Source organism: Coleofasciculus sp. FACHB-1120, from assembly GCF_014698845.1.
Taxonomy (GTDB): Bacteria; Cyanobacteriota; Cyanobacteriia; order Cyanobacteriales; family FACHB-T130; genus FACHB-T130.
The window spans coordinates 47,201-73,665 of record NZ_JACJTV010000001.1 but is presented as its reverse complement, the minus strand read 5'-3'; the positions used below and the strand labels follow the sequence as shown (position 1 = coordinate 73,665).

Sequence of the window (26,465 nt, the reverse complement as noted above, 5' to 3'; positions counted from 1 at the left end):
ATGTTCATCGTTCATCGTTCATAACTAAGGGCGTTTGAACAATTAGCAATTATTCGATTCTTCAATGAGCAATCAACAACTCACTCCTGAGTCCTCAGCCCTCAATCCTCCAAAAAAGCCTGTCGTCATTCGCATGGAGGATGTCACCAAGGTTTACGGGATTGGCGATACAGAAGTTCGTGCCCTTGGTGGTGTGAGCTTAATTGTCGAGGAAGGCGAATATTGCGCGATTATGGGGGCGTCTGGATCGGGCAAATCTACTGCCATGAATATTATCGGTTGTCTCGATCGACCCACCGACGGACGATATTACCTAGATAACGTGGATGTGTCCTCTCTAGAAGATGCTGACTTAGCGGGAATTCGCAATCGGAAGATTGGTTTTGTGTTTCAACAATTCCATCTCTTGCCACAACTAACCGCGTTAGAAAATGTTATGTTGCCGATGGTTTATGCTGGGATTCCCAGCGCTGAAAGACGCCAGAGAGCAACCGTTGCTCTGACTCGCGTTGGTTTAGAACATCGCCTAAATAATCGACCAAATCAACTATCTGGGGGACAACAGCAGCGTGTCGCGATCGCGCGTGCGATTGTCAACAAACCCGTCTTACTGCTTGCGGATGAACCCACTGGCGCACTGGATTCCAAAACGACCGAAGAAGTGATGGATATCTTCACAGAACTCAATACCAGTGGCATTACCGTGGTTATGGTAACTCACGAGCCTGAAGTCGCTCGTCTCACCAAACGCATCGTCTGGTTCCGCGATGGAGAAGTGCTGCATTCCCATCTCACCCCAGCAGAGATTGGAAAAGTCGCCGTTTCTTAATTTCCAACAAAGAGCCAAAAAAAGAGCGTTCAATCCCAAGAACGCTCTTTTTTTTAGGGCATTTCGGAGCAAATCGTGGGACGCACGGCTGTGCGCCCTTGCGATCGCAAAATGAAATAATTTACAGGCTGGCAGTCTTACCAGTTTCAGCTTGAGAGGGAATTGGCTTCACGTCCGTATAGCCCATGTTGCTAACGATTGTCCGGAACATGGAAATTTGTCCCTCGAAGTCAAGACCTTCAATTTGGCTCATCAGGTCGTTAACTGGGTTATTGGCTTGGTAGTCCGAGGGCACATCTACAACCGTATCACCCATACCCTGCGCCCAAGCATACCAAACCATTAACTGATTATTCTCTTTCAAAGCCCCATAAGCATGGGAATATTCTGTATTTTCGCGATTGACAATTTCTCGCATAATTGCCAACTGGCGATCGTCATCCAAATCAAAGTATTCTCCTAACAGCTTCGGAGCCAGTTCCGGATCGGTTGCAGTTGGGGCAGCGGGAGTAATCGAGTCTCCCATCTTTTCATAAACGTAATAAAACCATGCTAGTTTGTCATCCGTGTTCAACGCTTCAAAAGCCTCAACCACTTTTTGAGTTTCATTGGAAAGAGCTTGAGATTTTTGGTTTGTAGTCATAAATTTTATCCAACAATCAGGTTAATATTTCCAAGAGTTACAAACTTGGTGGGTTAAAATCGCCCTCCAAGAGAGAGAGTTTGACTAATCTCAGTTTTGGAGATTGAGAGTTAAGTAAGGATCTATCTCAAGAGGGTCAAAGGAACGGGGATCGCTCCCTTAAAATCTAAATTGCAGATAAAAAAGTCTAAATAAATAGGTGTTACTTATGACTGAAGAAGTGAAACCCGATCCGAAACAAGCGACAACTCAAGATGCCCAGCTAGCCGCCGAACGCATGGCTGCGGGTGAAGAAGCAACCCAAAGTGTCGATTTCGACGCTGACTACGCAGCATCAAAAGAGCTTAGCGTTAGTGAAGTTGACCGCAGTGGTGCTGGTGCCCAAGCGGCTGAAGCGGCAACAGGTGCTGCCCAGAAAATGCCCCAGCCAACAGAGATGAAATCCTCACCAGACGCCCATAGCAATCCGGACGACTACCGAGAAATGGCGAAGGATGTCAATCCCAGAGTTTAAGAAAAAAGCAGCCAATAAAAGCGATAAATCGTGGAAAAAGCGATAGAACTGGGTAAACCAGGGAAGTAAAGCCGTATTCACTTAAAAAAAATCAGGATAGCGATCGCGTAGACGATGCCGCAATGATTCGGCTCTAGGCTAGTTTAGGGTCACTGCGACGTATCCCAATCGCTCAAAATGCAAAAATATGGCTCAACCAAGCGTTGGTTGAGCTTTAGTTATTTTGGTGCCAATGTCAGGAATTGTTAGGGGTTCGGTAGGTTCAGCCCCTAGCAGTTTGAACAGAATTACAAAGAATGCAGGATAATGGGCAAAGCTTTCACATTTTGTTACCTTTAAATCCCAATCTTTCAGCAAGCATTCGATCGGCAACCATGCGAACCCATTACTGCGGCGAACCTAGAAGCGAACATATTGGACAAACTGTCACCTTGTGTGGATGGGTAGACCGTCGCCGCGACCACGGGGGGGTGATATTTTTAGATTTGCGCGATCGCACCGGCATCGTTCAAATTATCAGCGACCCAGTCCGGACGCCTGACTCTTATGGAGAGGCGGCAAACCAGCGCAACGAATACGTCCTCAGAATTACGGGTCGAGTCAGCAAACGTCCCGATGACTCACTCAATCCCCGCCTTCCGACTGGCGAGATTGAAATTTACGCAGATAAAATTGAACTGCTCAATCAGGTATACAAGCAGCTGCCCTTCCAAGTAGGGGCTGGAGATACAGAATCCCTGCGCGAAGACTTGCGACTGAAGTATCGCTATCTAGACTTAAGACGCGATCGCATGACGCGCAACCTCCAGTTGCGTCACCAAGTCGTCAAAGCCATCCGTCGCTACCTAGAAGATACCGAAAACTTCATCGAAATCGAAACGCCGATTCTCACCAAATCGACTCCCGAAGGCGCACGGGATTACCTCGTCCCCAGCCGCGTTAATCCCAGCGAGTGGTATGCGCTGCCTCAGTCGCCGCAGCTATTTAAGCAACTGCTGATGGTATCCGGCTATGACCGCTATTACCAGATTGCTCGTTGCTTCCGGGATGAAGATTTACGCGCAGACAGACAGCCAGAATTTACTCAGTTAGACATGGAGATGAGCTTCATGTCTCAAGAAGAGATTCTCCAGCTCAACGAAAGTTTAGTTTGCCATATCTTCAAGACCGTAAAAAACATCGACTTACCCCATCCCTTCCCGCGCCTGACTTATGCAGACGCGATGGATCGCTACGGGTGCGATAAACCAGACACCCGCTTTGAGTTAGAACTTGTCAACGTTTCCGATTTGCTGAAAGATTCTGGGTTTAAGGTCTTTTCTGGCGCTGTCGCCTCTGGCGGTATCGTCAAAGTATTGCCCATTCCCGGCGGAAACGATGCCTTCTCCAACGTGCGGATCAAACCAGGCGGCGACCTATTTAAAGAAGCCAGCGAAGCTGGTGCGAAGGGTCTTGCCTATATTCGTGTGCGAGATGACGGCGAACTCGACACCATTGGCGCGATTAAAGACAACCTCACCGAAGCGCAGAAGCAAGAATTGCTGAGTCGCACAGGTGCAAAACCCGGTCATCTTTTGCTATTTGGTGCGGGCGATCACAATACGGTTAATAAAACCCTCGACAGATTGCGCCAAGTGATTGGTCGCGAACTGGGACTCATCGATCCTGACAAAAACAACCTGCTTTGGGTAACAGACTTCCCCATGTTTGAGAGGAATGCTGATGAGAAGCGCCTAGAAGCGCTGCATCATCCGTTTACCGCTCCGCATCCCGACGATTTGCACGACCTGAAGACGGCACGGGCGCAAGCTTATGACCTGATTCTCAACGGCGTAGAAGTTGGCGGTGGAAGTCGGCGGATTTACCAGCGAGAGGTTCAAGAGCAGGTGTTTGAAGCCATTGGCTTGTCTAAAGAGGAAGCTTATGGCAAGTTTGGATTTCTCCTAGAGGCATTTGAATACGGCACGCCGCCACACGGGGGAATTGCCTATGGGTTAGACCGCTTGGTGATGCTCTTAGCGGGTGAAGAATCAATTCGGGATGTAATTGCTTTTCCGAAGACGCAGCAGGCTCGTTGTTTATTGACCGATGCGCCCTCTGGTGTTGATGGGAAGCAGTTGAAGGAATTGCACGTCGCTTCGACATACAAGCCCAAATCCAGCGAGAAAGACAAGCAGTAACTCGCGCGATCGCAGTAGAGGTTTAGAGGCGCACAATGCATTGTGCGCCTTTAACTTTTTGGAAAGGGAAAAAGAGGCGTGAGGAAATGATAGCGATCGCTCCCCTCTCTTCTCAATCTCCCAAAAGACGATTAAGCTTCAAAATCAAAGATGATGAAATCGTCTAAGCATTCTAATATCGCAGACTTCACTCGTTCGTGTTCGGGATGCGGCAGATAGAAATCGCGGGCATCTGCACTCTCAAATGTCATCAAAAATCCGTGGTTATAGCCCCGGTTCAGTCCCTCGTGACTAGAATAGGCTCCCCCAGAATAGTAGGTAATGCCGGGAATTAATTGCTGAAGTTCACCCAGTTGGTTTAACAAATCTGCAATCTTTTCCGGCGTTATTTCGGGTTTAAATTTGAGCAGAACCATGTGTTGAATCTGAGGCATTTGCTTAGGTTACTGATAGCAGAGTCTCTAAAAGCTTAGCTGGGAACAGAAAGAACACAAAGCCAGATGCGATCGCTCTCAATAAAATTCAGTCACAAGCGATCGCTCTTCAAGCTTGCTGTTTTTGAATATTTTCTTCAAAATTACTGAAGAAGCAATGCTATTGTGCAGGAAAACCAGATAGTCAGACAATAAAAACGAGAGATATTAGTGCCATACACCAAGTGCCATACAATAGTTCCACATCTCCCGCAGAATGATTGGCATCTTGGCAGTATTAAAACTCCATCCTCACCATTTGCAAGCCATCCGAATCCATGCCGAAAGCACCTATCCCGAAGAGTGCTGCGGCTTGCTGCTGGGTAAACTGGCGGAAGATGGCAAAACCGTCGTGGAAGTCATGCCAACCCAGAACATCTGGAATGCAGAAGCAGTGGAAGCATTTCAAGAGATTGAAGGTTCCGCCAAACTGGGTTCAGACAAGCGGGACAGATACGCGATCGCTCCCGAAGATATGCTAAAAGCACAAAAGCAGGCACGCGGTGCTTCACCCAGTCCACTGGATATCATTGGAATCTACCACTCTCATCCCGACCATCCAGCAATTCCTTCTGAATTCGATCGGGCGTGTGCGTGGTCAGTGTACTCGTATATTATTGTGTCGGTTCAACAAAGCAAAGCTGGCGACCTCCGCAACTGGAGTCTCGACGACGCCCACCAGTTTCAGCCAGAAGAAATGATAACGGTTGAAATAACCTAGATTAAAAACTTAATTTTAAAAACGATTAAGACCCGAACATACAAAGATATTGTATTTTTGATAGGCTGTTAACTCTGTCTGCCCTCACTAAAAGGTCATGCTCAATCCCAATCTGGATGAAATCCAGCTTTCCAAAGAAGAATACGAACGCTACTCTCGCCACCTAATCCTGCCCAAAGTTGGACTGGAAGGGCAAAAACGCCTCAAAGCCGCCAGTGTCCTGTGTGTTGGTACAGGTGGACTGGGTTCGCCCCTGCTGCTGTATCTCGCAGCTGCCGGTATCGGACGCATCGGCATTGTTGATTTTGATGTCGTTGATAGTTCCAACTTACAACGGCAAGTCATTCACGGCACCTCTTGGGTCGGGAAACCCAAAATTGAATCGGCAAAAAACCGGATTTTAGAAATTAATCCTGATTGCCAAGTTGACTTGTACGAAACCCGCCTGAGTTCAGAGAACGCCCTGCAAATCCTTGAACCCTACGATGTTGTCGTAGATGGTACCGATAACTTCCCCACACGTTATCTAGTGAATGATGCTTGCGTGCTGTTAAACAAGCCCAACGTCTACGCCTCCATCTTATTTTTTGAAGGTCAAGCAACGGTATTTAACTACGAAGGCGGTCCCAATTACCGCGACCTCTATCCGGAACCGCCACCACCCGGATTAGTTCCCTCTTGTGCTGAAGGAGGGGTTCTCGGCGTTCTGTGCGGCGTGATTGGCACCATCCAGGCAACTGAAGCGATCAAAATCATCTTAGGTCAGGGGAATACCCTGAGTGGACGGTTGTTGCTGTATGATGCCTTGCAAATGAAGTTCCGGGAACTGAAACTGCGTCCGAACCCGGAAAGACCAGTCATTGACAAGTTAATTGATTACGAAGAATTCTGCGGTATTCCACAAGCAAAAGCGGAAGAGGCAAAACAGCAGATGGAAATTTCAGAAATGACGGTTCGGGAATTGAAGGAATTGCTCGATAGCGGTGCAAATGATTTTGTCCTGCTTGATGTTCGCAATCCTAACGAGTACGAAATTGCTAAAATTCCGGGTTCCGTTTTGGTGCCGTTACCAGATATTGAAAACGGTTCGGGTGTCGCCCAAGTGAAAGAATTGCTCAACGGTCATCGCTTGATTGCCCACTGCAAGATGGGTGGACGTTCTGCGAAGGCACTGGGTATTCTCAAACAAGCTGGAATAGAAGGCACCAATGTCAAAGGTGGAATTACCGCTTGGAGTCGAGAAATTGACCCTTCGGTGCCTGAATACTAAAAAGGTAACAGCTTTGAATTTAGTAACCTTCAATAGAGGCGTTCTGTGAGAACGTCTCTATTTTTCTAGATTTGATTCTTAATTTTAACTTGCTAACTTCTTGGGTGCAGATGTGGGGTTCGATTTTTATTCGCTTTTGGAGTGGGATAGCAAAGCGCCGACGTGTCGGTTCGCTTCCCCAATCGCATTTTTTAGTTGCAGCCGATAACATTGCACTGAGTAGAAATGCAAAAGTAAAAATACAAAAGTGCAAAGGTGCAAACTACTACCAATGTCCAAGTAGGATAGCTTGTGACCGACTTATGTAGAACTATCATGCAAAACAAAAGTAGCGAACGTGCCTTGTCTCGTTCCCGACGATTATCAACGACTGGGCTAGCCCTTACCGCAGGATTATTTGCGATCGCTGTTGAGACTGTTCCTGCCACCGCTACCCATTTCAGCCCTTTTCAATACTGCGCTGCCGAATTAAGGGCGGTTGGTATCTCTACAGAACTCTCTGCCGCTAGCTGTTCGGATGCCCTCAAACCGACAGATTTATCCGCTTGCGTGTTTAATATTAACCGAGAAACTCAGATTGCCTCACAAGATGCTCTGGCTGCCTGTCTCCGGGTGCGACGTCCCATCGAGTTAGGCAGGTGCGTGATTAATATTTCCCAAGATGCCAAAAACCCGCCGTTGCTTGAGGTTCTCGATTCCTGTCGTCGTAGCCTCCTACCCATCCGCTTTGCTGAATGCGTTGTCGGCTTGAATCGCCAGTTGGAGATTTCTGCCACCAAGGCACTGGATACCTGCATTTCCGCATCCGATTTGCCCCGCAACTTATCCCCCACCTTTGCGCCACCACCACCCCCGAAGCCGACGCCTGACTTTACACCGCCACAGGCACCTCTCCCTCAGTTGACACCTTTGCCAAGTTTGGAAGCAGAACCCGTTGTTCCGGCTGCGCCGGTTAATCCTTAAAAGGTAATAGGTAATCGGTCGTGGGTAAGGGGTAAAAGGTAAAAAGTTTATCGTGTCTCTACAACTCAAAACTCAAAATTCTTATTACCCATTACCTCTCCCAAATCAGCCGGTGTGTTGCAATTAAATAAGAGCGATCGCTCAGTTAGGGGCAGTTCTTGTACGGGATGTTGAGACAACCATTGCTGAAAGGATCTGCCCCCTTTATGAATGAATTCAGTTAAGCTAGGCAAACAGCTGCGGCGATAAAAACCGCATAACGGTTCCCAGCCTTTGGGATGTCGGGGAAGAAACGCAATACAATCTTCTGGCACCTCTGGTAAATGCTGTACCCAATTGAGCAAAAATTCCTCTTTTAAATTGGGCAAATCGCAGGCAAGTAACAGCACCCATTCTGTTTGTACTGGCGCGAGTCCTTGGGCAAAGCCAATCAGTGGCCCGTGGGGTTTCTCATCGTTAGAAAAAGAGCGGTTTTCTCCTGTACCGACTTCTCGAATTAATTGACAGGTGCTGGATACAATATCTTGGTATCGTTCGCTCCACGGCGTTACCACATATACTCTTGAAGCACACGCTTGGGCAACTTCACAAACTTGCCGAATCAGGGGAACGCCGTTCACAGAAATTAAGGCTTTATCCCGCCCCATGCGAGAGCTTTTTCCCCCTGCCAAAACAATTGCTGTCAGCGATACAGCAGAAGATGGGTTCATTTTATATTCATTGAACCATAGGGAAATCGGAAGTAGGTAATTTTAGAGCGATCGCGCATAAGCAGTGAGTCATGAGTTGTTCATTCAAAACTCAAAATTCAACTGAATATAAATTAACTATCACCCAATAAATTGAAAGCAAATTAATAGGTGGTTAAAATGACTGTGCGGGTTAGATTGTCCCATTTAACAGATACTTTAAAGGGCTGCAAATCCACCGCTTTGATATATTCGAGATTCCGGTGAGTAGTGGTGCGGAAGTCTGCTACTTTACTCGGATCGATTCCTAAAGACTTTAGGAAAACAACCGGAATACAAGCATTCCCATTCACCAAAATTCCTTGATTTTGATATAGCTGGGCGTTGATTTTGACACTAATAACCGGGTAGCTAGGAGGAGGGGGAGGCGTTAAGCCCTGCCTCTGAGCTTCCTTCCGACTCCACGCTTCTAGACCGTCTGCCAATCCACGGGCGAAGTCTAGACGCTTCGTTTGAAATAAAGAGCGATCGCTCGGATTGGTAATAAACCCCAACTCCATCAGAATCGAGGGAATATCAACTTGGCGGCAGAAACCTAAACTCCCGACACCCGTGGCAGTATCCGGTTTAACCCCACGGGACGGCAAACCGGATACCTCCTTCAGTAAGGATTGCAGCACCAACTGAGCATCGGCTTCGCGTTGCTCGTTGCCGTCAGTATAGAAGGCGCTGGCACCCCGGATATTAGTGTTTCCGACAGCATCAGCGTGGATTTCTAAAGCAACATCGCCACGGCGGGAGTAAGCGTTGATCCAAGTAATTGTCTGCTTCAAACTCAACGAATCGGGAACCGAGGAAACCTCTAAACCGCGCGATCGCATTTCCTTAACCGCAGCATCGCGGGTAAGCCGCATTTCTCTGTCTTCTGTAGTGCCTCCAGCTAGTGCGCCCGGATCGCCAGCACCATGTCCAGCGGAAAGAAAAATTCGTACCATTTTACGATCTCTCCAGAATTCTAATCGCCTTGAATGTTGTCGTGATTTATTGCGATCCATCCCCACAAAGATAGAATCCGCAGGCTCAGCCGATACTTTCTTGCCCACACATCCAGGCTATGATACGCCGTATTGTAACTTAGCCCTGAGAGAGTCGATGGAGCGGGTGATTTCAGCACTGGGTTTGGCTGTTTTTGTGGGATTATCTTATGCCTTCTCAGTGAACCGGCGTGCTGTGCGTTGGCGTCCGGTCTTTTGGGGGCTTGGGTTAGAGTTTATTTTTGCACTGCTGATTCTAAAAACTCCCGGCGGTTTAGCTGTATTTAAGTTTCTCGGCGATGTCGTTAGCCGCTTTTTAGAATTCTCTGATGTGGGTGCCAAATTTGTTTTTGGAGATAAATTTGTCGATCACTTTTTTGCTTTTAAAGTGCTGCCCACAATTATCTTTTTTTCTTCCTTCATCACGGTGTTATACCACTACGGCATTGTGCAGCGAGTAGTGAATGTGATGGCGTGGGTCATGATGAAGACGATGGGAACATCAGGGGCTGAGTCTTTATCGTGTGCTGGGAATGTCTTTTTAGGGCCAACTGAGTCACCGTTGCTCGTTAAGCCTTATGTGGCGACGATGACGCAATCAGAACTTCATGCGGTGATGACGGCGGGATTTGGGACAATTGCGGGTGGTGTATTAGGGGCGTATCTCTCCTTTGGGATTCCACCAGCACATCTGATTGCCGCTTTCTTCATGACTGCCCCGACTTCCCTCGTTGCCTCAAAATTGCTTTATCCAGAAACGGAAGTCCCCAAAACGGTTGGCAAAGCAGGGATAGAGGTGGAGAGTACCTTTGTGAATGCGATTGATGCAGCGGCGGCGGGAGCAATTGACGGGACGAAACTGGCAGTAAATGTAGCGGCGGTAATTATTGCCTTTTTGGGGTTACTGGCTTTCGTCAATGCTCTCCTGGGATGGTTGGGGGGGCTTCTTGGCGTGCCTTTGCTGTCGTTGGAGTGGATGTTGTCTTTTGTAATGGCCCCGGTTGCGTGGCTGATTGGGGTGCCTTGGGCTGACTGCGCTCAGGTGGGGGTGTTGTTAGGTAAAAAGACGATTTTGAATGATTTTATCGCCTATCTGGATCTGAAGGCGCTGATTGAGCAGAAGGCGATATCCGAACGGGCGGTAATTATCTCAACCTACGCTTTGTGCAACTTTGCCAATATTGGCTCGATTGGAATCACCATCGGCGGGATTGGCGGCATGGCACCGAACCGTCAGAAAGATTTAGCGAGAATGGGTGTCAGGGCGATGATCGGCGGTTTGTTCGCGGGTTTTATGACCGCTGCGATCGCAGGAATATTATTGTAAACGAACCCCAATGAACACCCAGAAAACAGAAGCAGCAAAAGAGCATGAAACCACGTTGGATCGAGAATTCTGTAGATGTACTGGTGGTGGGTGCTGGACATAACGGTTTGGTGGCAGCCTTGTTATTGGCACGTCAGGGGCTAAAGGTTCTAGTAGTGGAAGCAAAGGATGTTATTGGCGGTGCCTGCCGCACTGAGCATCCGTTTCAAATAGCACCCAATTTAGGCACTTCGACGGGTGCGTATTTGTTAGGGTTGATGCCACCGGAATTAATTCGTCTTCTTGATGTGGACATCCCGGTGATTCGGCGCGATCCGCACTACTTTTTGCCCACAACTGACAAGCGTTATTTGCTATTTGGCTCAAACCAAGAAGAGATGAAACGGCAGTTTGTATCGTTCTTCTCGGAAGCAGATTGGCAAGCAAACGAAGCGCTACAGAATGAACTTGCCCAGATGCGTGACGATATTGCCCCCACTTGGTTAGAGGAACCGCTTTCGATTGAAGAAACGGCTCAACGGTATGTGCGCCCAGAATTGCGCCAAGTCTTTATTAATCTCTGCCGCAAGTCAGTCGGAGAATATCTCGACCGATTTAATTTCAAAAGCGACTTAGTAAAGGCAATGTATGCCGTGACGGATGGGTTCTCAGGATTGTATGGTACCTGGGATACTCCCGGTACTGGGATGAATTTTCTCATCCACAATATGTGTCGGCTACCGGGTAGCGATCGCACTTGGATGATCGTAAAGGGTGGAATGGGTACGGTGACGAATCGCCTTGCGGAAGCGGCAAGAAAAGCCGGAGTACAAATTGAAACCGGGCGAGGCGTTACCCAGATTCTCCTCTCACGAGGTGTTGCTAAAGGGGTGGTTTTTCAGGATGGCACTGAAATCAACGCTACGACAACCATTGTCAACGCCGATCCTTTCCGCTTGCGCCAGCTAGTTGGGGCTGAGAATTTGCCGATGGAATACAACTCCCGACTCGATGCTTATCAGAAGGATGGTTCAACGTTTAAGGTGAATCTGTGTTTGCGCGGACTGCCTGAGTTTACCTGCCTGCCCCAAAATTGCGGTCAGTACGGCACGACAATTCACCTTTTACCGGATGAAAAAGAGGTGATGGGGATGTTGCATCGTGCTTTCGCTGATGTGCAGGCAGGGCGCTTACCTGAATTTCCCGCAATAGAGTGGTATATCCATACCACCCTCGATCCCTCTCTACAGGATGCCTCCGGGCACCACAATTCGGCGCTATTTGTGCAGTGGGTGCCTTATGAATTGCAAGGAACCACCTGGGAGAAGGAGGAAAGCCGCTATGTTAAGCATTTGTTGTCAATTTGCGATCGCTTCGCCCCCGGCACCTCACAATTAGTCCAAGATGTGTTCGCCCTGCATCCCCAGAAAATTGAGCAGCACTTCGGCTTAACTCGCGGGCATATCCACCACATTGACAACTCTTTCGGCTTCGCTGACAGATTGCCTTACGTTACTCCCATTCAAGGGCTATACTCTGCTAGTGCAGGCTGTCACCCAGCAGGTTCGGTGATTGGTGCGGCGGGGCACAATGCCGCCATGCGCGTAATTCAAGACATGGCGGAGTGAATTTTACGATGTTGTTGTAAGTTAAAGGCAAGCGATCGCAGGTATCAATATGGAAAAATACATCCCCCTCATAGGACGGGCTTTCTTAGCCGCCATTTTTTTAAAGTCTGGCTTTGACAAGATTACGGGCTTTAGTGGCACGCAACAGTTTATGGCTAGCAAGGGCTTACCCCTGACAGCACTGTTGCTCGTTGCGGCAATTATTCTTGAATTGGCTGGCGGATTATCAATATTGCTTGGTTACAAAGCGCGTTGGGGAGCGATCGCACTAATTATCTTTATGATTCCGGCTACGCTAATTTTTCACACCGATTTTGCCGACCGAATGCAAGTAAATGCCTTCATGAAAAACTTAGCAATTATCGGCGGATTGCTCATGGTGTACTATATTGGCTCTGGGCCAATTAGTTTGGACGAGCAGATGGCATCTAAGCGTTCTGATTAGCTCACTAACGTGGTTGAGAAAAGATGCGATCGCGTTTCCCTTCACTAGCCAGCGTGCGAGTATCACTAAGAATGCATACGCTGACGCGATCGCTTTTTAGGATTTAACCTTGTATCTGCTCGTCCATCTGCTGCTCCAATCGCTCTAGCAATGTATTAACATCTGCGGCGACTTTCTCAAAGCAAGCGGGAGGTGGAGGTTCTGGTTGAAACTGAACTAGCTTTATTTGTCCCTCACCAATTCCAATGATCATAACCTCCACTTCAGGGTTATGAGCCTCCACAACTCCTAACATCTCCTGAAGCTGATTTTCGACTTTATTATTGAGTGTTTCTATTGCCTCTTTTGGACAATAGACGAAATGCGGCTTCGGTTGCACATCGATCCCTAAATAACCTTGAGTGTCTCCATTTTCTAACCACAAACCCCAAGATAATGCTGCCAATTCTTGCTGATTGGCTTTGACAAACTGAGCAAGCTGGTTTCGCCAGTTTTTTTCTCCGGAATCAGAAGGAGTTTTACCAAATTGAATCATTGCTTATCTTCTTGGGTGGTTACAGATGCATTTGGCGCTGCGAATGAGAGAAAAACTCAACAGCGCGATCGCTTATCAAGTCTGAATTCTCGCTGATGCGATCGCGCAGCAGATGCGCCTAAGCAGAGAAATTAGCTCTCAGGAGACTTTAAAGCTTGATCTAACACGCTCCGAGCTTGCTCTGCTTTCGAGCGAGCCTCGTGGTAGCGCAGATTCACTTGAGCAAAGGTTTTGAGAACCTTAAAACCGTCCTTGAGTTGAGAGATTTCCTCTTCACTCACCGACTTTTCTGAAAATAGAATATCTACTTGAGCGCGAACCTTCAGCGCCTCGGCGCGTGACTCCTGCACCTTCAGCTTTAGTGTGGCAAGGTTGCTCAGAACTTGTACAGCTTGGGTTACGGCGTCTTCATCGCTAGTCCCATCCGCTTCCAGCTCTTTGACTTCAATCAGTTGTTCTGGACTAAATCCATCTTCAAGATCGGTGGGTAGCTTGTCTGCATCCATGAGTTCCATGAGCTGCTCCATTGCTTTCTCACGGGCTTTTTTTGAATCTTTGCCTGAAACAGTCAGGATGACTTCTGGGCTTTGTGCGAGAGTGTACTGAACCATATCTAATGCAGGGAGAATGCAGAGAGAACTTGTTTAGCCGTAACTTGTCTAGCCGTAAAAGTCTGGTTAGTTTAACCAAGCCGACAGGATTATTTTAAGGCAAACGAAAGCTGTTCCTGTAGGAGATATACTGACTGGGGAAAAATGAGCACTGACAAGTCAGCGCGAGGCTAACGCTTCGCTTCGCTGTTTTCATGCCCAAAGGGCTGTACGCGATCGCGCCTTTGGCATATCTGCCAAGCATGAATTACCGAATCCCAAGAGGCTGCATACAACGTCTCTAGACAAAATTCTCGCTCATAAAGACTGATTTTCAACCCCCTTCCTTTGCGTAGCCGCAAATTTCTCTTCCCTAGGGGAATATGTTTTAAGTCTGCCAAGCTTTGAGAACCTTATCCCAAACAGTGGTCAGTGATTGTTTCAATTGGTACTGACGATACCATTTCTGAAAGGCTTTTTCGTAATCTTCGCCTCCAGATTGAAAGGTATTCAAAGCATTAAGCCCCAGACCTAATCCCCAGAATAGGGCGATATATAAAGACCAAGAAAGCTGACCAGCATTCACGATATTCAGCAGCATCAAAAACGAATTGATAACTGTATATTTGCCAGCTTGTTTCTGTAATCTGCTGCGCCGGTAGAGATTAAAATCCTGCCGCTTTTGGATTTCTCCCTGTTTGGCTTGCCACTGCTGTTCTGCCACCTGAAGGCACTCTGGAGAGATTTCTAATTCAGAGGCGATTTCCAGTAGCTGTTCGCGGGTAAATTCTGTGTCGTCAGTTTGACGCGCGATCGCTATCTGGAGAATTTGCTGAATCTCTTCTTGATTGTAGGAGCGGGTGATTTGAGTTTCGGAGACGGGCATAGGGAAACACCTGCGGTCATCGAGGTTGGGAGAGCTTTTCTGCCCCAAGGACGTGATGCAGAAGTCAGCCTTTCAAGAGCAGTACTGATTCTATTATGCCGAGGCAAAAGTAAGAATGTCTCACACTAGACTATTCCAAAACCGAACCTTAACGGACGGATAGTACGGTAGCTGAAAGATTAAAATCCTCGTTACATATCGTTACGATAAAGAGGTGCAAGAGAGAGGTTCAATGTAAGCCTCTCAGATGTTAAATCAGAGGTGGCGTAATGAACGGCACGATTCGCGTCGGCAATTTATTCGGAATTCCCTTCAACGTACATCCAACCTGGTTCTTTGTCCTGGCTTGGGTGACGGTGAGTTATGGCAGTGGACTAGCGGCTCAATTTCCCGGACTCGGCGGGGGATTACCCTGGCTACTGGGATTAATTGCGGCGCTGCTGTTGTTTGCATCCGTCTTGGCGCACGAACTGGGACACAGTTTTGTTGCCATCAAGCAGGGAATTGAAGTTAAATCTATCAACTTATTTCTGTTTGGTGGTCTCGCCAGCTTAGAAAAAGAATCAAAGACCCCAGCAGGAGCATTCTGGCTGGCGATCGCAGGGCCTTTAGTCAGTTTGGCGCTGTTTGGTCTCATTAGCGCGATTGGCTTTACCACGAGCATTTCCGGGCCGTTTGGAGCAATCCTCGGAGTGCTGGGTTACGTCAACTTAGTGCTGGCGCTGTTTAACCTGATTCCTGGCTTGCCCCTGGATGGTGGGAATATCCTCAAGGCGTTGGTTTGGAAGATCACCGGCAATCTTTATAAAGGTGTCGTGTTTGCGGGTCGCGCCGGTCAAGTCATTGGTTGGATAGCGATCGCTTCTGGTCTGGTTCCGTTACTATTAGGCGGCGGTCTTAACTTCTGGAACTTGTTAATCGGTTGGTTCCTACTGCAAAACGCGGGTCGAGCAACCCAAGCTGCCAGAGTGCAAGAACAACTAGCCGCTTTGACCGCAGAAGATGCAGTCATGACCGATAGCCCAATTGTTTCTGAGTCGCTTTCCCTGAGAGAGTTTGTTAACGAGTTCATCATTGGCAAAAGCGAAGCGTCGCGGTTCTTAGTGACCAATGAAGAGGGACAATTAGTGGGCGCGATCGCAGTTGACGATCTCAAAGCCGTCCCGACTTCACAGTGGACTGAAATATCAGTCGCACAGCTAACAAAACCCGTTGAATTCTCTACAACCGTTAAATCTGATCAATCGTTACTAGAAGTGGTGACACTGCTAGAACAAGAAAAGCTTACTCAGCTTCCCGTCATTCGTGAAAACGGGGTGCTAGTGGGACTTCTGGAAAAAGCTTCGATTCTCAACTTACTCCAGAGAAGAGCGCAAGCTAATCCTGCTTAATCAATTTCGGATTTTGAATTCAGTTAACTAAATAAGTGCGCTTAGATGTAGGGGCGGGTTGATAACCCGCCCCTACTGCTATACAAACTAAGCCTGCCAACCTAAAGCTAAAGAACGCTCAAAAAAACGTTCCAGACAGGATCTTTTGCTTGTCAGACTGAGTGTATTTACAACAACCAACTTTTGGCGGCAAAATCAGCAGGCTCATCGGTTTGAGGTTGAGGTTGAGATGGAGGGAAGTTGTTATATGTCCGCTCAGAGGTTTTGTACTTCTGTGGTTGAGATTTCGGCTCTTGGTGTCGAGCATTGGCTTCTTCAATCAGCTTAGAGTTCGCTTCTGCAAGTTGCATCGCTGCCTTTTTCGCTTGCTCCAACTCTGTTTTCAACTGTTTGGCTTGCTCTTGAGCTTTTTGATGCTTATTGAGCAATTTTTTTTGCTCATCCAAATCCGCCTGTAAATTGGCAATTTGCTGGTGTAAAGAGGCTTCCACTTTACGTGTTTCCTTCACAACACCTTTCAAGTCAGTCATCAGGGATTTTTGCTCATCCAAATTGGATTGCAATTCGGTGATTTGCTGCTGTAGAGCTTCTTCCCTTTGGCGTGCTTGCTCCAGAGCTGTTTTTAACTCTGCCACAGTTGCTTCTAAGCCAGCCGCTGTTGAATTTGAGTTTTTATCAGAAGTTTTATCGGACGTATCTGTTGATGAGTCATTTACAATTTCCGCATTCACTTCGATAATTTCCTCTACGGTCGCCTCTAGAACAGGTTCAGCTTCTAAATCTGGCGATTTTTGAGCTTCTTCGTGTAGTAAGTCTGAAATACGTTTTTTAGCCATTATTTTTAGTTTCTCCAATCACGCTGTATTTCATTAGCCACGCGGCGATAGTCTGCTTCCGCATCCCGTGCCTTTTTCCCCGCCCATTGATGAATTGGCACCCCCTCAAGAGCCGCTCGTTCGTGGGCTTTGTAGGCACGGACGAAGCTATGGCAAGCAGGAATTCCTAGCTCTTGAAGTGTGTTTTGAGCCTCCAGTGCTTCCCCCAAACTTCGCGCATCTACCTTCGTCAGAAGTACCCGATGGGCGATTCCAACTGGCATGACGGCTTCTCTTACTGTCTCAATGAGTACAGCTAGATCCATCGGCGCACAGGGCGTGGGTAAAACCAGATAATCAGCGATCGCGACTACCGCCGCTAATGCTTCCGATCGCAATGCTGGAGGCGTATCCACCACTACTAAATCGTAGCCTTCTATCTTACGTAAACGACCTAAAAGTTTTGGATCTGTCTCTTGAGCGAGATCGAAGCCCATTCCTTTCTGGCTACGCTCAACCCACCAAGTCGCCGAACCCTGAATATCTGCATCGACCAGAAGAACCCGTTTTTCTTCGGAGAAGGTTGCAGCCAGATTGACTGCTGTAGTGGTTTTACCGACTCCTCCCTTACCGTTGAGGATAGCAATTATTCTTGGCACTGCTTGCTTGTGATGCTGACTCCACCGAATATACCGCTTAATGGGATCGAGGGGAGTTTTTTGTACGTTAGTGTTAGCGCTTAGCTGGCGCAACCTTGGTCAATCGCTTGGGGTGCGACTTGGGATGCGAAGCAAGCGATCGCCCTCTTGAGGACATAGCATTGTGAGCCAACACTCCGCCCTCAAAACTCGCCACAATAGAATCGAATAGTTCTGAACACAAAACGCCTCAATGGAACTCACGAACAGCCTACCCAAGGGGCCAAACACTCCGCGATCGCTGCGGTTAATGAAATTTATTTTTCAGCCCATCAAGTACCTGGATGATTATGCGAAAGCTTATGGTGACACCTTCACCATCCAGGGAAGTCAGGGGACTCCGATTGTGTATTTCAGCCAACCCCAAGACCTGCAAACGATTTTCAATGCTGATTCTAGTCAGTTAGACGCCGGGAGGGGGAACAGCGGGTTAGAGTTTTTAATGGGAGATAATTCTCTGCTACTGCTTGATGGCGATCGCCATCAGCGCCAACGACAACTGTTAACCCCTCCCTTTCACGGGGAACGGATGCGGGCTTACGGTCAGATTATCTCTGAAATCGCTGAGCAGGTGATGAATCAATGGACGGTTGGCAAACCCTTCAACATCCGTGCGTCGATGCAAGAAATTACCCTGCGCGTCATCTTACGGGTGGTGTTTGGACTAGATGAAGGGTCGCGTTTGGAACAACTACGCAGCTTAGTCGGTTCCACGCTGGACTTAATGAGTTCTCGCTTCAACTCCAGCGCCTTCTTTTTTGAGTTTCTTAAACGAGATTTAGGCGATTGGAGTCCTTGGGGTCGGATGCTGCGCCAACTCAAACAAATTGACGAGCTGATTTACGCTCAGATTGCGGAACGTCGAGCCGAAGCTAACCCGAATCGGCAAGATATCCTCAGCTTAATGATGTCTGCTCGTGATGAAGCGGGTCAACCGATGACGGATATCGAGTTACGCGATGAGTTAATGACTCTGCTAGTCGCCGGACATGAAACCACCGCTTCTGCGCTGACTTGGACTTTGTACTGGGTTGACCAATTACCGCAGATGCGCGACAAACTGCTCGCCGAGTTGGACTCTGTTGACGCCGACTCAGATCCAAGCATCATCACTAAACTACCCTATCTAACAGCGGTTTGCTCTGAAACGCTTCGCATCTACCCAATTGCTCCGAATACTTTTGTTCGGGTTGTGCGATCGCCTATCGAGATCGGCGGCTACAAATTGCCCCCAGGAGCGCTAATCCTCCCTAGTATCTATTTAGCCCACCACCGGGAGGAAACTTACCCCCAGCCAAAGCAATTCAAGCCAGAGCGCTTTTTAGAACGGCAATTTTCTCAATACGAGTATTTGCCCTTTGGCGGCGGGAATCGTCGCTGTATCGGGATGGCATTTGCTATGTATGAAATGAAATTGGTTCTAGCAACCATCGTGTCGCGTTTTCAAGTATCGCTTGTTAATAAGCGTCCGGTGATTCCAGTGCGTCGGGGTTTGACTTTAGCCGCACCGGAAGGCATGAAAATGGTTGCAACTCCTCGGCTGAAGAAGCCTGCATATACTCCAGTTTCCGTTTAATTAGGTTTTAAGGATTTAAACACAAACTCCCTTGGATAGCCGGGGGAGTTTTTTGTGGGAGCGATCACTTGTGAGGTGGAGGCATGAAGATTATTTCAACAGATGATGTCCCCGATCGCGCTTTTGACTAGCAATTGGGAGACTCAAAGGGCGACTGCCCCTCACTTAGTCTTAGTCGCCCATTAACTTCATGAATTTTACTTGCATGATTTGCTAGGAGGTAAATTTCCTAAAAGTACCTTTACTAGAATAGCGATCGCTACAATAGTCCAAAAGGTACTATCTCCCTGGAAAGGCGGAAGTATGACCGGAGTAGCCGGGACTTCTACGGGATATTGGGCTGTTGTTTGGGTTCTCATTGAGTTGCCTCAGTTGTTTACAAGCCCTATCCTAAATTCATGTTGGGTTTGCCAGGAAGATTGCAAATCTTCAACTACCAAACGACAGTTAAATTCAACGGTTGAATTTTAATGTACAAGCCCGAGAAATCTAAGTTATTTGGAGCTGCTCTTAAAAAGTTGCTCAGAAAAAAAAATCTGAGTCAGCGAGAGTTTGCCAAACGAACCAAGCTACAGACTAGCTACGTTAGCAAGCTTGTCAATGGTCATATTGAAGAACCTAGAAAAGATAAGCGTCAGAAGATTGCACAGGGTTTAGGAGTCACAGAACAAGAATTACAGAAAATAACTGACGAATACAGTGACTTTGATATAAGAGCATCGGCTGATGCCTTATCCATACCCCTTGAAGCGCAAATTACCTTACAAACCGAGCGGACTTCTGAAAGGAGAGTAGACTACACTCGACTAGAGGCTCTATTAAAAGCAGGTGAATGGCAAAAAGCTGATCGGAAAACCGATATTATCATGTTGAAAATATCCGGTCGAGAAGAGAATGGCTGGCTTCTCAAAGAAAACATCAAAAATTTCCCGTGTGAAGACCTACATACCATCAACGAACTCTGGGTAAAATACAGCAACGGGCGATTCGGCTTTAGTGTACAGAAGTACATCTGGCAGGCTCTTGTGAGTAGCAACGAATCAGATTTGAAGATTTTTCAGCGTTTTGGAGATACTGTAGGATGGCGTGTAAAATGCTCTTGGATTGTAAGGGTACAAAACTCTATTTATGCTCCTAAAGGGCATCTTCCAAGTCTGGAGTTTGGTGTATCTCGCGATTATTTGGAGGGATTGTGGGAAGTCGAATATACTCTAACAAAAGTGCGCTCTGGACCTGATGGTCATTGGAAGGCACGCAGGGCTATACTACCTTCTCTCTTCTCAAAAATCACAAAATGTAACATGCAGTAGTTGCAGCGAATAGCAGAAGTTTGATAATTCAATAGTTATTGCAGAACTTACAGTAATTGCTCTCACCTTCCTCTAGAAATATGTAACCCTTTATCTCGATAACATCCAAGAGCGTCACTTTTGTCATTGAGAGTGGTGCGATGTCCTATCCCTAATTTCTGATGTGCAACACCTAATATCTACCAAGCCTTGAAAAAGTATTAATAAATGTCTGGTTTGGGTGCTTGGGGCACCCAAACCGTGTCAATAAACGCAACTTAATAGCTGTCTCCGCCTGCAACTTGGTCGCTATCAGTAGGCACGCAAAAGTCTTGATCTAGGGAAGCATCGCGGATGGCTTGCCACTTACAAATGAGTTCAGTACCGCTGATATCGCTAGTTATGTATTGCTCAACGGCTTGTTCCAATTCTTGTGGGGTTTTAGGAACGGGAACAGTACAGATAAGTTCTGGCATAAGACAACCTCTGCTGATAGAACGGGTGCGGGGTAAGACCGTATAAGTCATATTTTAATGACATTTTGAGTAAAAAGTAGCTAAAGTTACATTTTTGAAACATGAGTTAGGGTAAAGCCTTGAAAGTCCCTGAGCATAAGCGCGATCGCGTTTATGCATGGATTGCAGATGACAAGCACAGTCTGGAAAGCGATCGCTACTCGCTCAGCCATCTTCCAGAAACTTTGCTACAAGGAGAAAGCGGCTGGTGATAACTCTAATCGGATCTGCGGATGTTCATGAAAAAGTTGTGCATGGCGAGTGCCAAAGCAGCGATCGCAAAGCCTAGGTGCGTCCTTGCGCTTCTCACGCTCTTCGGCGTTTTGGGATTTCCGAATGCGGTTTCGGCACAAAATCTTAATCAAATTTATGTTTTTGGAGATAGCCTCTCCGATGTTGGCAATGTATTAGAGGCTACCAACGGGCAATATCCCCCAAGCCCACCCTACTTTCAAGGACGCTATTCCAATGGTCCTGTTTGGGCAGATTATCTCGCCTCTAAGCTGAAATTAAAATCTAGTACAGAGACGAACTTCGCCTACGGAGGTGCTACCACAGGCAATTCTAGGCAGATTACCCCAGGATTGCTGGCACAAATCGAGAGCTTCAAAGCAACCCATTCCTCTGCTAACCCGAAGGCTCTGTATGTTGTATGGGCTGGTGCAAATGATTACCTAAGAGGCGCTACCGACTCTACCGTGCCAATCAACAATTTAGCGATCGCGGTGAAGTCCCTCTCCGCAGCGGGTGCAAAAAATATCGTAGTCGTTAACTTACCAGATTTAGGAAAGCTTCCCGGCACGCGCACAACTCAACGTTCTGAGTCCCTCAACGTTTTAACAAAGAAGCACAACTCTGGATTAGCCGCATCCCTCAACGGCTTGCGTCAGCAACTCAATGCCGATACCAAAATCACCTATCTTGATGTCAATTCTCTTTATAATCAAGTCACTAACAATCCAAAAAAATTCGGTTTCACGAATGTAACCAACGCCTGCGTTAGCAGAGCCAAAATATGTAACAATCCAAACGAATATTTATTTTGGGACAGCATTCATCCCACGACTGCTGCCCATAAGTTATTTGTAGAGTTAGCCTTCCCAGCGCTAAAATCTACGCTCGAACCTCGCGCAGTTTCTAGCTCTCAAACTACTGTCTCTGAGACCACTGTTGAACCCACTATTGCAGTAGGTGGAATTATATTGGGTGCTGTCGGTGGCGGGTTAATCGTGACGCGCATTCATGGGATGAAAAACAAATCCTAACAAGCGATTTCCCCTTGCCTGAGTGGCTGTTATGCGAAGGAAGCGATCGCGTACAGCCCTTTGGGCATGAAAACAGCGAAGCGAGGCGTTAGCCTAGTGCTGACTTGTCAGTTCACATTTTCCGCTTTTGCAAATGGCGAATAATCCCCAACCCCGTTAGCGATTATCGAGGTTCTCAATGAGCGTGCAATACAAATTGTTTGTAGGGACACGGCATTGACGTGTCCCTGAAAGTTAACTAGGTAGAGACTTCAGACTGAAGACATCTGCAAAAATACCATTCGGCTTCACGACTCTATTCTCATCAGGAGAATCATAAACCACCATCAGAGAATTTGGTTGCCCTAAGCAGGGAAACAGTGCCAACCCTTCCGCATGGTCTGAACCAAATCTGAAAGGCAAGTCAAACAAAACTTCTAACTCTCCCTCTTTCTGCCAAGATACGCTGTTTTCATCACGCTCTAAGGCATTTTTTAGGCGGAAGACTCTCAGCGAACCTTCTAGATCCATCGTGGGTCCCGCTAAAATGATCAAGTCTTCACCATCCAGACACAGTTCCCGCACACCTAACCCATTCAACTCTACAAAATGTTTTTTGTATTGCTGCCCATCTTTCCCAATTTTCTTCAACGTTAAAATTCCTGGCGCTGTTTCTGCAACTTCTACCTCTAAAATAATTGCCCAGCCTCTCAGTACGGGACCCCGCAAGCCGATAAAAATCCGGTCTCCCCGAATCGCTAAGCCTTCGATATCAAATCCATTTTCTTTCGAGGGAATAGAAGTTGTTAGAAATGGCCCTAAGTGCCGATCTTCTTTGAGTGCTTCTATCAGGACGTTACTATTTTCTATCTTTTGCAGACAGGCTGCTGTTAGTTTTTTATCCGGCTGTTCTGGATGCGAGACGGATTTAGATAATTCACCGTCTACTACAGGAATACGGGCGAGTAAATAACGGTTTGCCTCAAACTTTATGGTTGCTAGTTTATCAAGATCCTTCTCAAGGTCTTTGCCCTTCATTTTTTTCCGCTTTGTACTGTGGGAACCGATGAACCAAAGATAATGGTTTGTATAATCCATTCCCTCAATATCGATTTCGCCTTCCGGATCGAATAAATCGATGAAATCTTTAACGAAAAATTGCTGATGTTTGCCGAAAATATATGGCTTGACAGGGGATAAGCGCTCAATCGTTCTCGTTTCATCAGAACCTACCCACAAGCTTCCATCAGGTGTCAAAGCAGCCGCCGATAAATCTGCACTAAGAGGTTCATCAGCTTTGCCGTTGAAGCGAATTAGTACGCGGCTAAGTAAAAAACTTTCTGGCATAACTGCTGTCCTAAAAGGGTTGGGGATCGATAGAAGTCACTGCCAGCATAGCTCACGCTTGACTGGTTTCTGCTCTCTACCGGAAGACAGAAGTTTTGGAAGTTTTTGCGGAGGCAGACTGGAGAGTAAGGCGATCGATGCTCACCTGACTATCCTGAGAATGCGATCACCTAAAATCGCTTAAAGGCTATTGATCAACTCTGCCGTATCATTCATTGGTTTATTTACCTTTGTGCTGACTGGATAAGTCGCCATTTCTTCTGCTGAATATGGACGCAACAAAGGCTGTAATAACTCCGGCTTTTGCACCTGTGAATCCAACCACAAATCATAATCTTTTGGGTCGAGAATGACTGGCATTCGGTTGTGAATCGGGTACATTACCTCATTGGGTTCTGTTGTCAAAATCGTGCAAGAATCTATTTCCTCGCCATCCTCTCCTTCCCAATGCTCCCACAAACCAGCAAAGGCGAAGGGTTGTCCATCATTCACTCGACAATAAAATGGCTGCTTTTTCCCGTCTTGCTGCTTCCACTCATAAAAACCATCCGCCACTACTAAGCAACGCCGTTGTTTAAAAGCTGCCCGAAAAGCTGGTTTTTCTGCCACCGTTTCCGCCCGTGCATTAATCAGTTTCGCTCCCATCTTTGGATCTTTTGCCCAACGGGGAATCAGCCCCCAATGCAACATTTTGAACTCTCGTTGAGACTGTTCGGTATTTTGTAAAACTGTCTGTACTAGCTGGGTTGGCGCAATATTATAACGAGGCTTCAGGAGAGGAACATTATTTACCTGGAATGCTTGGGCGATTGTCTCAGCGGACTTACTTTGTGTAAATCTTCCACACATACTTCTATCCCACGCGGTAAATTACAAAGTGGTAAGCTTATTTCAATTGAGAGATTACGACTTTAACGTTCGATTGATACATACATACTATTATAACAAAAACTAATAAAGCGGAAAGAAAGATTATAGTGCCGATTCTTTAATTTATTATCTCTTTTTTATAATTGGATTAGATGTTTTCCATAAGAAACAATTAACAACTCAGAGATTTTGCCTCTTTTTTTAGCATTGGAGTTAATCATTCTGGAAGCTGATATCTCGTAAATCTTGAAATCCCTATATATTTCTCGGATAAACAGACAGTCAGAATTAGAAAGCATCACTTTAACACCCCGGTTCGCCAGTTCTACAAAGACATTCCTGAGCCTAACTTGGTCAGCTTCATTAAAAGAATTACGGCTATAGGCGGTAAAGTTACTGGTAGGGCTTAGAGGATAATAAGGTGGGTCAAAGAAAACAAAATCTTCAGCGTTCCACGCAGATTCTAAAACAGCTTCAAAAGGTCTAACATCTATCTGGGCACTCTGAAGTGCAGCGGAAACTGACCTAAGTAAAGCTGCGTTACAAATTTTCGGATTTTTGTATTTTCCAATCGGAACATTAAATTCGCCTTTTGAGTTTTCTCGATATAATCCGTTAAAGCAAGTTTTGTTGAGATAAATAAATCGGGCAGCTCTTTCTAGGGGTGTGCTAGCTTGCATCAAGCGGACGCAGTAATAATATTCCTTACTGTGATTCATTTGATGCTGGTGCAAGAATTCAATTAGCGGCTCTACTTCATCCCTCACACACCGAAAAACATTGACTAACTCGGCATTAATATCCGTCAAAATAGATACTTTTGGCAATAAATGAAAGAAAAGAGCGCCGCCGCCCAAAAATGGCTCATAGTAAGTTGTAAATTTGGCGGGAAAATAGGGAATATATTGCTGAATTAGCTGGCTTTTTCCACCAGCCCATTTTAGAAAGGGACGCGCTATTTCTTGTGGTGCCGTCTGAGTTGACATTGCCTTCCATCTATCTAAAAAATTTAAAGCGTTTGTAACAGTTGTTGTGGAAGTGGGGGGATATAATTTAATTTAGAATCCCTAGCGGGTTCGACAAGAGGAAAAAAATGACTATCACCGCGACAAAAGCACGCGATCGCTCTTATCAGGCAATGTGTTATGAGTCAATGTGTGATCAGTTAATATGTCGCGGTTGCATAAATATGGCAGGTAGTAGCGTGCTACCACCGGACGCTTGGCGAACCATCTCTCGACGAAACCCCGTTTAGGGGCAATGTCGATCTTGTCGAACTCGCAGACAAATGTTACCAGTTAAGATGCAGTGACTTATCGCCGCTTTTTGTGTCGGCTACTTTAAATAATATGTTTGATGGCTTTTGGGAAAATATCTCTCGCTACCCCCGCTACTTTGTCACTATTATCCTAGGGGTATTCTTTTATACCTTTGGATGGTTGAAACCGCTGCTCCAAAATCGAATCAGCGCGATCGCTTTAATTAGCTTCCTGGTGGCAGCCTTAACTTTTATTACCCTAACCCTACGGGCGATGCTGGGAGTGAGTCCGATTTAGGTAGGATGAGTAAAAGCATTGCTCACACTGTCTTAAAGGCAGCAGATGATTATGGCTACAAGTCGCCGCGTTTCTCGCGTTGCCGCACTGATAAAACGCGAAATCAGCCAAATGCTGCTAACCGAAGTCAAAGATGATCGCGTGGGTGCTGGCATGGTTAGCGTCACCGATGTGGATGTGTCAGGCGACCTGCAACACGCTAAAATCTTCGTCAGCATCTATGGCACCGAGGAAGCAAAGGTAGAAACGATGGCTGGGTTAAAAGCAGCAACTGGCTTTGTCCGCAGCGAACTCGGTCAACGATTGGGGCTGCGTCGGACGCCAGAGTTAATGTTTCAGGAAGATCGTTCTCTGGAAAGAGGCGATCGCATCTTGACTTTGCTGAATCAGCTCAATCAAGACCGTCCGGCTGAGAGTGTGGAAGAAGAAGACATCGTTGAGGCAGAAGATTGAAATCT

General features: G+C 46.8%; 32 protein-coding genes. 17 read left to right on the top strand and 15 right to left on the bottom strand.

Going from position 1 to position 26,465, the window contains the following annotated elements; all coding sequences use genetic code 11:
- Positions 1-64 precede the first annotated feature (64 nt).
- Positions 65-829, top strand: a complete 765-nt coding sequence (locus H6H02_RS00375) for an ABC transporter ATP-binding protein (RefSeq protein ID WP_190813561.1) — start codon at positions 65-67, stop codon at positions 827-829.
- Between the two features lie 121 nt (positions 830-950).
- Here the strand turns inward: H6H02_RS00375 and H6H02_RS00370 are convergent, their stop codons facing one another.
- Positions 951-1,472 carry an orange carotenoid protein N-terminal domain-containing protein gene (locus H6H02_RS00370; RefSeq protein WP_190813559.1) on the bottom strand — a complete coding sequence of 174 codons (522 nt, stop codon included), beginning with the start codon at positions 1,470-1,472 and terminating at the stop codon, positions 951-953.
- A gap of 208 nt (positions 1,473-1,680) precedes the next feature.
- On the opposite strand from H6H02_RS00370, the gene H6H02_RS00365 reads away from it, so the two are divergent.
- Both H6H02_RS00365 and aspS read left to right on the top strand, forming a co-directional pair.
- Entirely contained in the window at positions 1,681-1,986 is a 306-nt protein-coding gene (locus tag H6H02_RS00365; protein WP_190813557.1) for a hypothetical protein, read from the top strand.
- 374 nt (positions 1,987-2,360) lie between these two features.
- Positions 2,361-4,166 carry an aspartate--tRNA ligase gene (gene aspS / locus H6H02_RS00360; RefSeq protein ID WP_190813555.1) on the top strand — a complete coding sequence of 602 codons (1,806 nt, stop codon included), beginning with the start codon at positions 2,361-2,363 and terminating at the stop codon, positions 4,164-4,166.
- Between the two features lie 131 nt (positions 4,167-4,297).
- On the opposite strand, the gene H6H02_RS00355 is transcribed toward aspS, so the two are convergent.
- Positions 4,298-4,600 carry a Dabb family protein gene (locus H6H02_RS00355; protein ID WP_190813553.1) on the bottom strand — a complete coding sequence of 101 codons (303 nt, stop codon included), beginning with the start codon at positions 4,598-4,600 and terminating at the stop codon, positions 4,298-4,300.
- Between the two features lie 256 nt (positions 4,601-4,856).
- Here H6H02_RS00355 and H6H02_RS00350 point away from each other — a divergent pair, with 256 nt between their 5' ends.
- The 3 genes from H6H02_RS00350 (at position 4,857) to H6H02_RS00340 (ending at position 7,593) form a co-directional block, all read left to right on the top strand.
- Positions 4,857-5,360: a M67 family metallopeptidase gene (locus H6H02_RS00350; RefSeq protein ID WP_190813551.1), complete on the top strand. Its 504-nt coding sequence runs from the start codon at positions 4,857-4,859 to the stop codon at positions 5,358-5,360.
- A gap of 97 nt (positions 5,361-5,457) precedes the next feature.
- Positions 5,458-6,630, top strand: coding sequence for a molybdopterin-synthase adenylyltransferase MoeB (gene moeB / locus H6H02_RS00345; RefSeq protein ID WP_190813549.1), 1,173 nt, complete (start codon positions 5,458-5,460; stop codon positions 6,628-6,630).
- Between the two features lie 315 nt (positions 6,631-6,945).
- Positions 6,946-7,593 (top strand): hypothetical protein, encoded by a 648-nt coding sequence (locus H6H02_RS00340; protein ID WP_190813547.1) that lies wholly within the window; start codon positions 6,946-6,948, stop codon positions 7,591-7,593.
- Between the two features lie 65 nt (positions 7,594-7,658).
- Here H6H02_RS00340 and H6H02_RS00335 read toward each other — a convergent pair whose 3' ends face one another.
- Together H6H02_RS00335 and H6H02_RS00330 are read right to left on the bottom strand one after the other, a co-directional pair.
- Entirely contained in the window at positions 7,659-8,303 is a 645-nt protein-coding gene (locus H6H02_RS00335; RefSeq protein ID WP_190813545.1) for a molybdenum cofactor guanylyltransferase, read from the bottom strand.
- Positions 8,304-8,446: 143 nt separating this feature from the next.
- Positions 8,447-9,277 carry an N-acetylmuramoyl-L-alanine amidase gene (locus H6H02_RS00330; protein ID WP_190813542.1) on the bottom strand — a complete coding sequence of 277 codons (831 nt, stop codon included), beginning with the start codon at positions 9,275-9,277 and terminating at the stop codon, positions 8,447-8,449.
- Positions 9,278-9,434: 157 nt separating this feature from the next.
- Here H6H02_RS00330 and H6H02_RS00325 point away from each other — a divergent pair, with 157 nt between their 5' ends.
- From H6H02_RS00325 to H6H02_RS00315, 3 genes are read left to right on the top strand one after another with little or no spacing between them, the layout of a single operon-like run.
- Positions 9,435-10,643: a NupC/NupG family nucleoside CNT transporter gene (locus H6H02_RS00325; RefSeq protein WP_190814177.1), complete on the top strand. Its 1,209-nt coding sequence runs from the start codon at positions 9,435-9,437 to the stop codon at positions 10,641-10,643.
- A 44-nt stretch (positions 10,644-10,687) separates the two neighbouring features.
- Entirely contained in the window at positions 10,688-12,250 is a 1,563-nt protein-coding gene (locus H6H02_RS00320; RefSeq protein WP_190813541.1) for an NAD(P)/FAD-dependent oxidoreductase, read from the top strand.
- Between the two features lie 49 nt (positions 12,251-12,299).
- Positions 12,300-12,695 carry a DoxX family protein gene (locus tag H6H02_RS00315; protein ID WP_190813538.1) on the top strand — a complete coding sequence of 132 codons (396 nt, stop codon included), beginning with the start codon at positions 12,300-12,302 and terminating at the stop codon, positions 12,693-12,695.
- A gap of 103 nt (positions 12,696-12,798) precedes the next feature.
- Here H6H02_RS00315 and H6H02_RS00310 read toward each other — a convergent pair whose 3' ends face one another.
- From H6H02_RS00310 to H6H02_RS00295, 4 genes are all read right to left on the bottom strand, one after another.
- Entirely contained in the window at positions 12,799-13,230 is a 432-nt protein-coding gene (locus H6H02_RS00310; protein WP_190813535.1) for a hypothetical protein, read from the bottom strand.
- Between the two features lie 131 nt (positions 13,231-13,361).
- Positions 13,362-13,841, bottom strand: a complete 480-nt coding sequence (locus H6H02_RS00305; protein WP_190813533.1) for a hypothetical protein — start codon at positions 13,839-13,841, stop codon at positions 13,362-13,364.
- Positions 13,842-14,011: 170 nt separating this feature from the next.
- Positions 14,012-14,221 (bottom strand): hypothetical protein, encoded by a 210-nt coding sequence (locus tag H6H02_RS00300; RefSeq protein WP_190813531.1) that lies wholly within the window; start codon positions 14,219-14,221, stop codon positions 14,012-14,014.
- Positions 14,209-14,706 (bottom strand): 2TM domain-containing protein, encoded by a 498-nt coding sequence (locus H6H02_RS00295; RefSeq protein WP_190666608.1) that lies wholly within the window; start codon positions 14,704-14,706, stop codon positions 14,209-14,211. Before H6H02_RS00295 ends, H6H02_RS00300 begins: the two co-directional genes overlap by 13 nt.
- A 269-nt stretch (positions 14,707-14,975) precedes the next feature.
- Between H6H02_RS00295 and H6H02_RS00290 the strand changes: the two genes are divergently transcribed.
- Positions 14,976-16,097, top strand: a complete 1,122-nt coding sequence (locus H6H02_RS00290) for a site-2 protease family protein (protein ID WP_190813529.1) — start codon at positions 14,976-14,978, stop codon at positions 16,095-16,097.
- A 167-nt stretch (positions 16,098-16,264) separates the two neighbouring features.
- Here the strand turns inward: H6H02_RS00290 and H6H02_RS00285 are convergent, their stop codons facing one another.
- Together H6H02_RS00285 and H6H02_RS00280 are read right to left on the bottom strand one after the other, a co-directional pair.
- Positions 16,265-16,933 carry a hypothetical protein gene (locus H6H02_RS00285; protein ID WP_190813527.1) on the bottom strand — a complete coding sequence of 223 codons (669 nt, stop codon included), beginning with the start codon at positions 16,931-16,933 and terminating at the stop codon, positions 16,265-16,267.
- A 5-nt stretch (positions 16,934-16,938) separates the two neighbouring features.
- Positions 16,939-17,571 (bottom strand): AAA family ATPase, encoded by a 633-nt coding sequence (locus H6H02_RS00280; RefSeq protein ID WP_190814175.1) that lies wholly within the window; start codon positions 17,569-17,571, stop codon positions 16,939-16,941.
- 232 nt (positions 17,572-17,803) lie between these two features.
- On the opposite strand from H6H02_RS00280, the gene H6H02_RS00275 reads away from it, so the two are divergent.
- Complete coding sequence (locus H6H02_RS00275; RefSeq protein WP_190813525.1) at positions 17,804-19,186, top strand: cytochrome P450; 1,383 nt, start codon at positions 17,804-17,806, stop codon at positions 19,184-19,186.
- Between the two features lie 197 nt (positions 19,187-19,383).
- Here H6H02_RS00275 and H6H02_RS00270 read toward each other — a convergent pair whose 3' ends face one another.
- Positions 19,384-19,545, bottom strand: coding sequence for a hypothetical protein (locus tag H6H02_RS00270; RefSeq protein WP_190813523.1), 162 nt, complete (start codon positions 19,543-19,545; stop codon positions 19,384-19,386).
- A gap of 111 nt (positions 19,546-19,656) precedes the next feature.
- On the opposite strand from H6H02_RS00270, the gene H6H02_RS00265 reads away from it, so the two are divergent.
- Entirely contained in the window at positions 19,657-20,496 is an 840-nt protein-coding gene (locus tag H6H02_RS00265) for a GUN4 domain-containing protein (protein ID WP_190813521.1), read from the top strand.
- A 257-nt stretch (positions 20,497-20,753) separates the two neighbouring features.
- Here the strand turns inward: H6H02_RS00265 and H6H02_RS00260 are convergent, their stop codons facing one another.
- Positions 20,754-20,951 (bottom strand): hypothetical protein, encoded by a 198-nt coding sequence (locus H6H02_RS00260; protein ID WP_190414739.1) that lies wholly within the window; start codon positions 20,949-20,951, stop codon positions 20,754-20,756.
- A 119-nt stretch (positions 20,952-21,070) separates the two neighbouring features.
- Here H6H02_RS00260 and H6H02_RS27440 point away from each other — a divergent pair, with 119 nt between their 5' ends.
- Both H6H02_RS27440 and H6H02_RS00255 read left to right on the top strand, forming a co-directional pair.
- A complete protein-coding gene (locus H6H02_RS27440) occupies positions 21,071-21,202 on the top strand; it encodes a hypothetical protein (RefSeq protein ID WP_277922489.1) in 132 nt (43 codons plus the stop codon).
- A 27-nt stretch (positions 21,203-21,229) separates the two neighbouring features.
- Positions 21,230-22,255 carry an SGNH/GDSL hydrolase family protein gene (locus tag H6H02_RS00255; protein ID WP_242040487.1) on the top strand — a complete coding sequence of 342 codons (1,026 nt, stop codon included), beginning with the start codon at positions 21,230-21,232 and terminating at the stop codon, positions 22,253-22,255.
- 234 nt (positions 22,256-22,489) lie between these two features.
- Here H6H02_RS00255 and H6H02_RS00250 read toward each other — a convergent pair whose 3' ends face one another.
- From H6H02_RS00250 to H6H02_RS00240, 3 genes are all read right to left on the bottom strand, one after another.
- The gene (locus tag H6H02_RS00250; protein ID WP_190813517.1) at positions 22,490-23,581 is read right to left on the bottom strand and encodes a DUF3616 domain-containing protein; all 1,092 of its coding nucleotides are present in this window, start codon (positions 23,579-23,581) and stop codon (positions 22,490-22,492) included.
- Positions 23,582-23,761: 180 nt separating this feature from the next.
- Positions 23,762-24,430, bottom strand: a complete 669-nt coding sequence (locus tag H6H02_RS00245) for an SOS response-associated peptidase (protein WP_190813515.1) — start codon at positions 24,428-24,430, stop codon at positions 23,762-23,764.
- Positions 24,431-24,588: 158 nt separating this feature from the next.
- Positions 24,589-25,437: a DNA adenine methylase gene (locus H6H02_RS00240; protein WP_190813513.1), complete on the bottom strand. Its 849-nt coding sequence runs from the start codon at positions 25,435-25,437 to the stop codon at positions 24,589-24,591.
- A 107-nt stretch (positions 25,438-25,544) separates the two neighbouring features.
- On the opposite strand from H6H02_RS00240, the gene H6H02_RS00235 reads away from it, so the two are divergent.
- From H6H02_RS00235 to rbfA, 3 genes are all read left to right on the top strand, one after another.
- Positions 25,545-25,706: a hypothetical protein gene (locus tag H6H02_RS00235; RefSeq protein ID WP_190813512.1), complete on the top strand. Its 162-nt coding sequence runs from the start codon at positions 25,545-25,547 to the stop codon at positions 25,704-25,706.
- Between the two features lie 94 nt (positions 25,707-25,800).
- On the top strand, positions 25,801-26,007 hold the full coding sequence (locus H6H02_RS00230; RefSeq protein ID WP_190813511.1) for a DUF751 family protein: 207 nt from the start codon (positions 25,801-25,803) through the stop codon (positions 26,005-26,007).
- A gap of 51 nt (positions 26,008-26,058) precedes the next feature.
- Complete coding sequence (gene rbfA, locus H6H02_RS00225; RefSeq protein ID WP_190813510.1) at positions 26,059-26,460, top strand: 30S ribosome-binding factor RbfA; 402 nt, start codon at positions 26,059-26,061, stop codon at positions 26,458-26,460.
- Positions 26,461-26,465 lie beyond the last annotated feature (5 nt).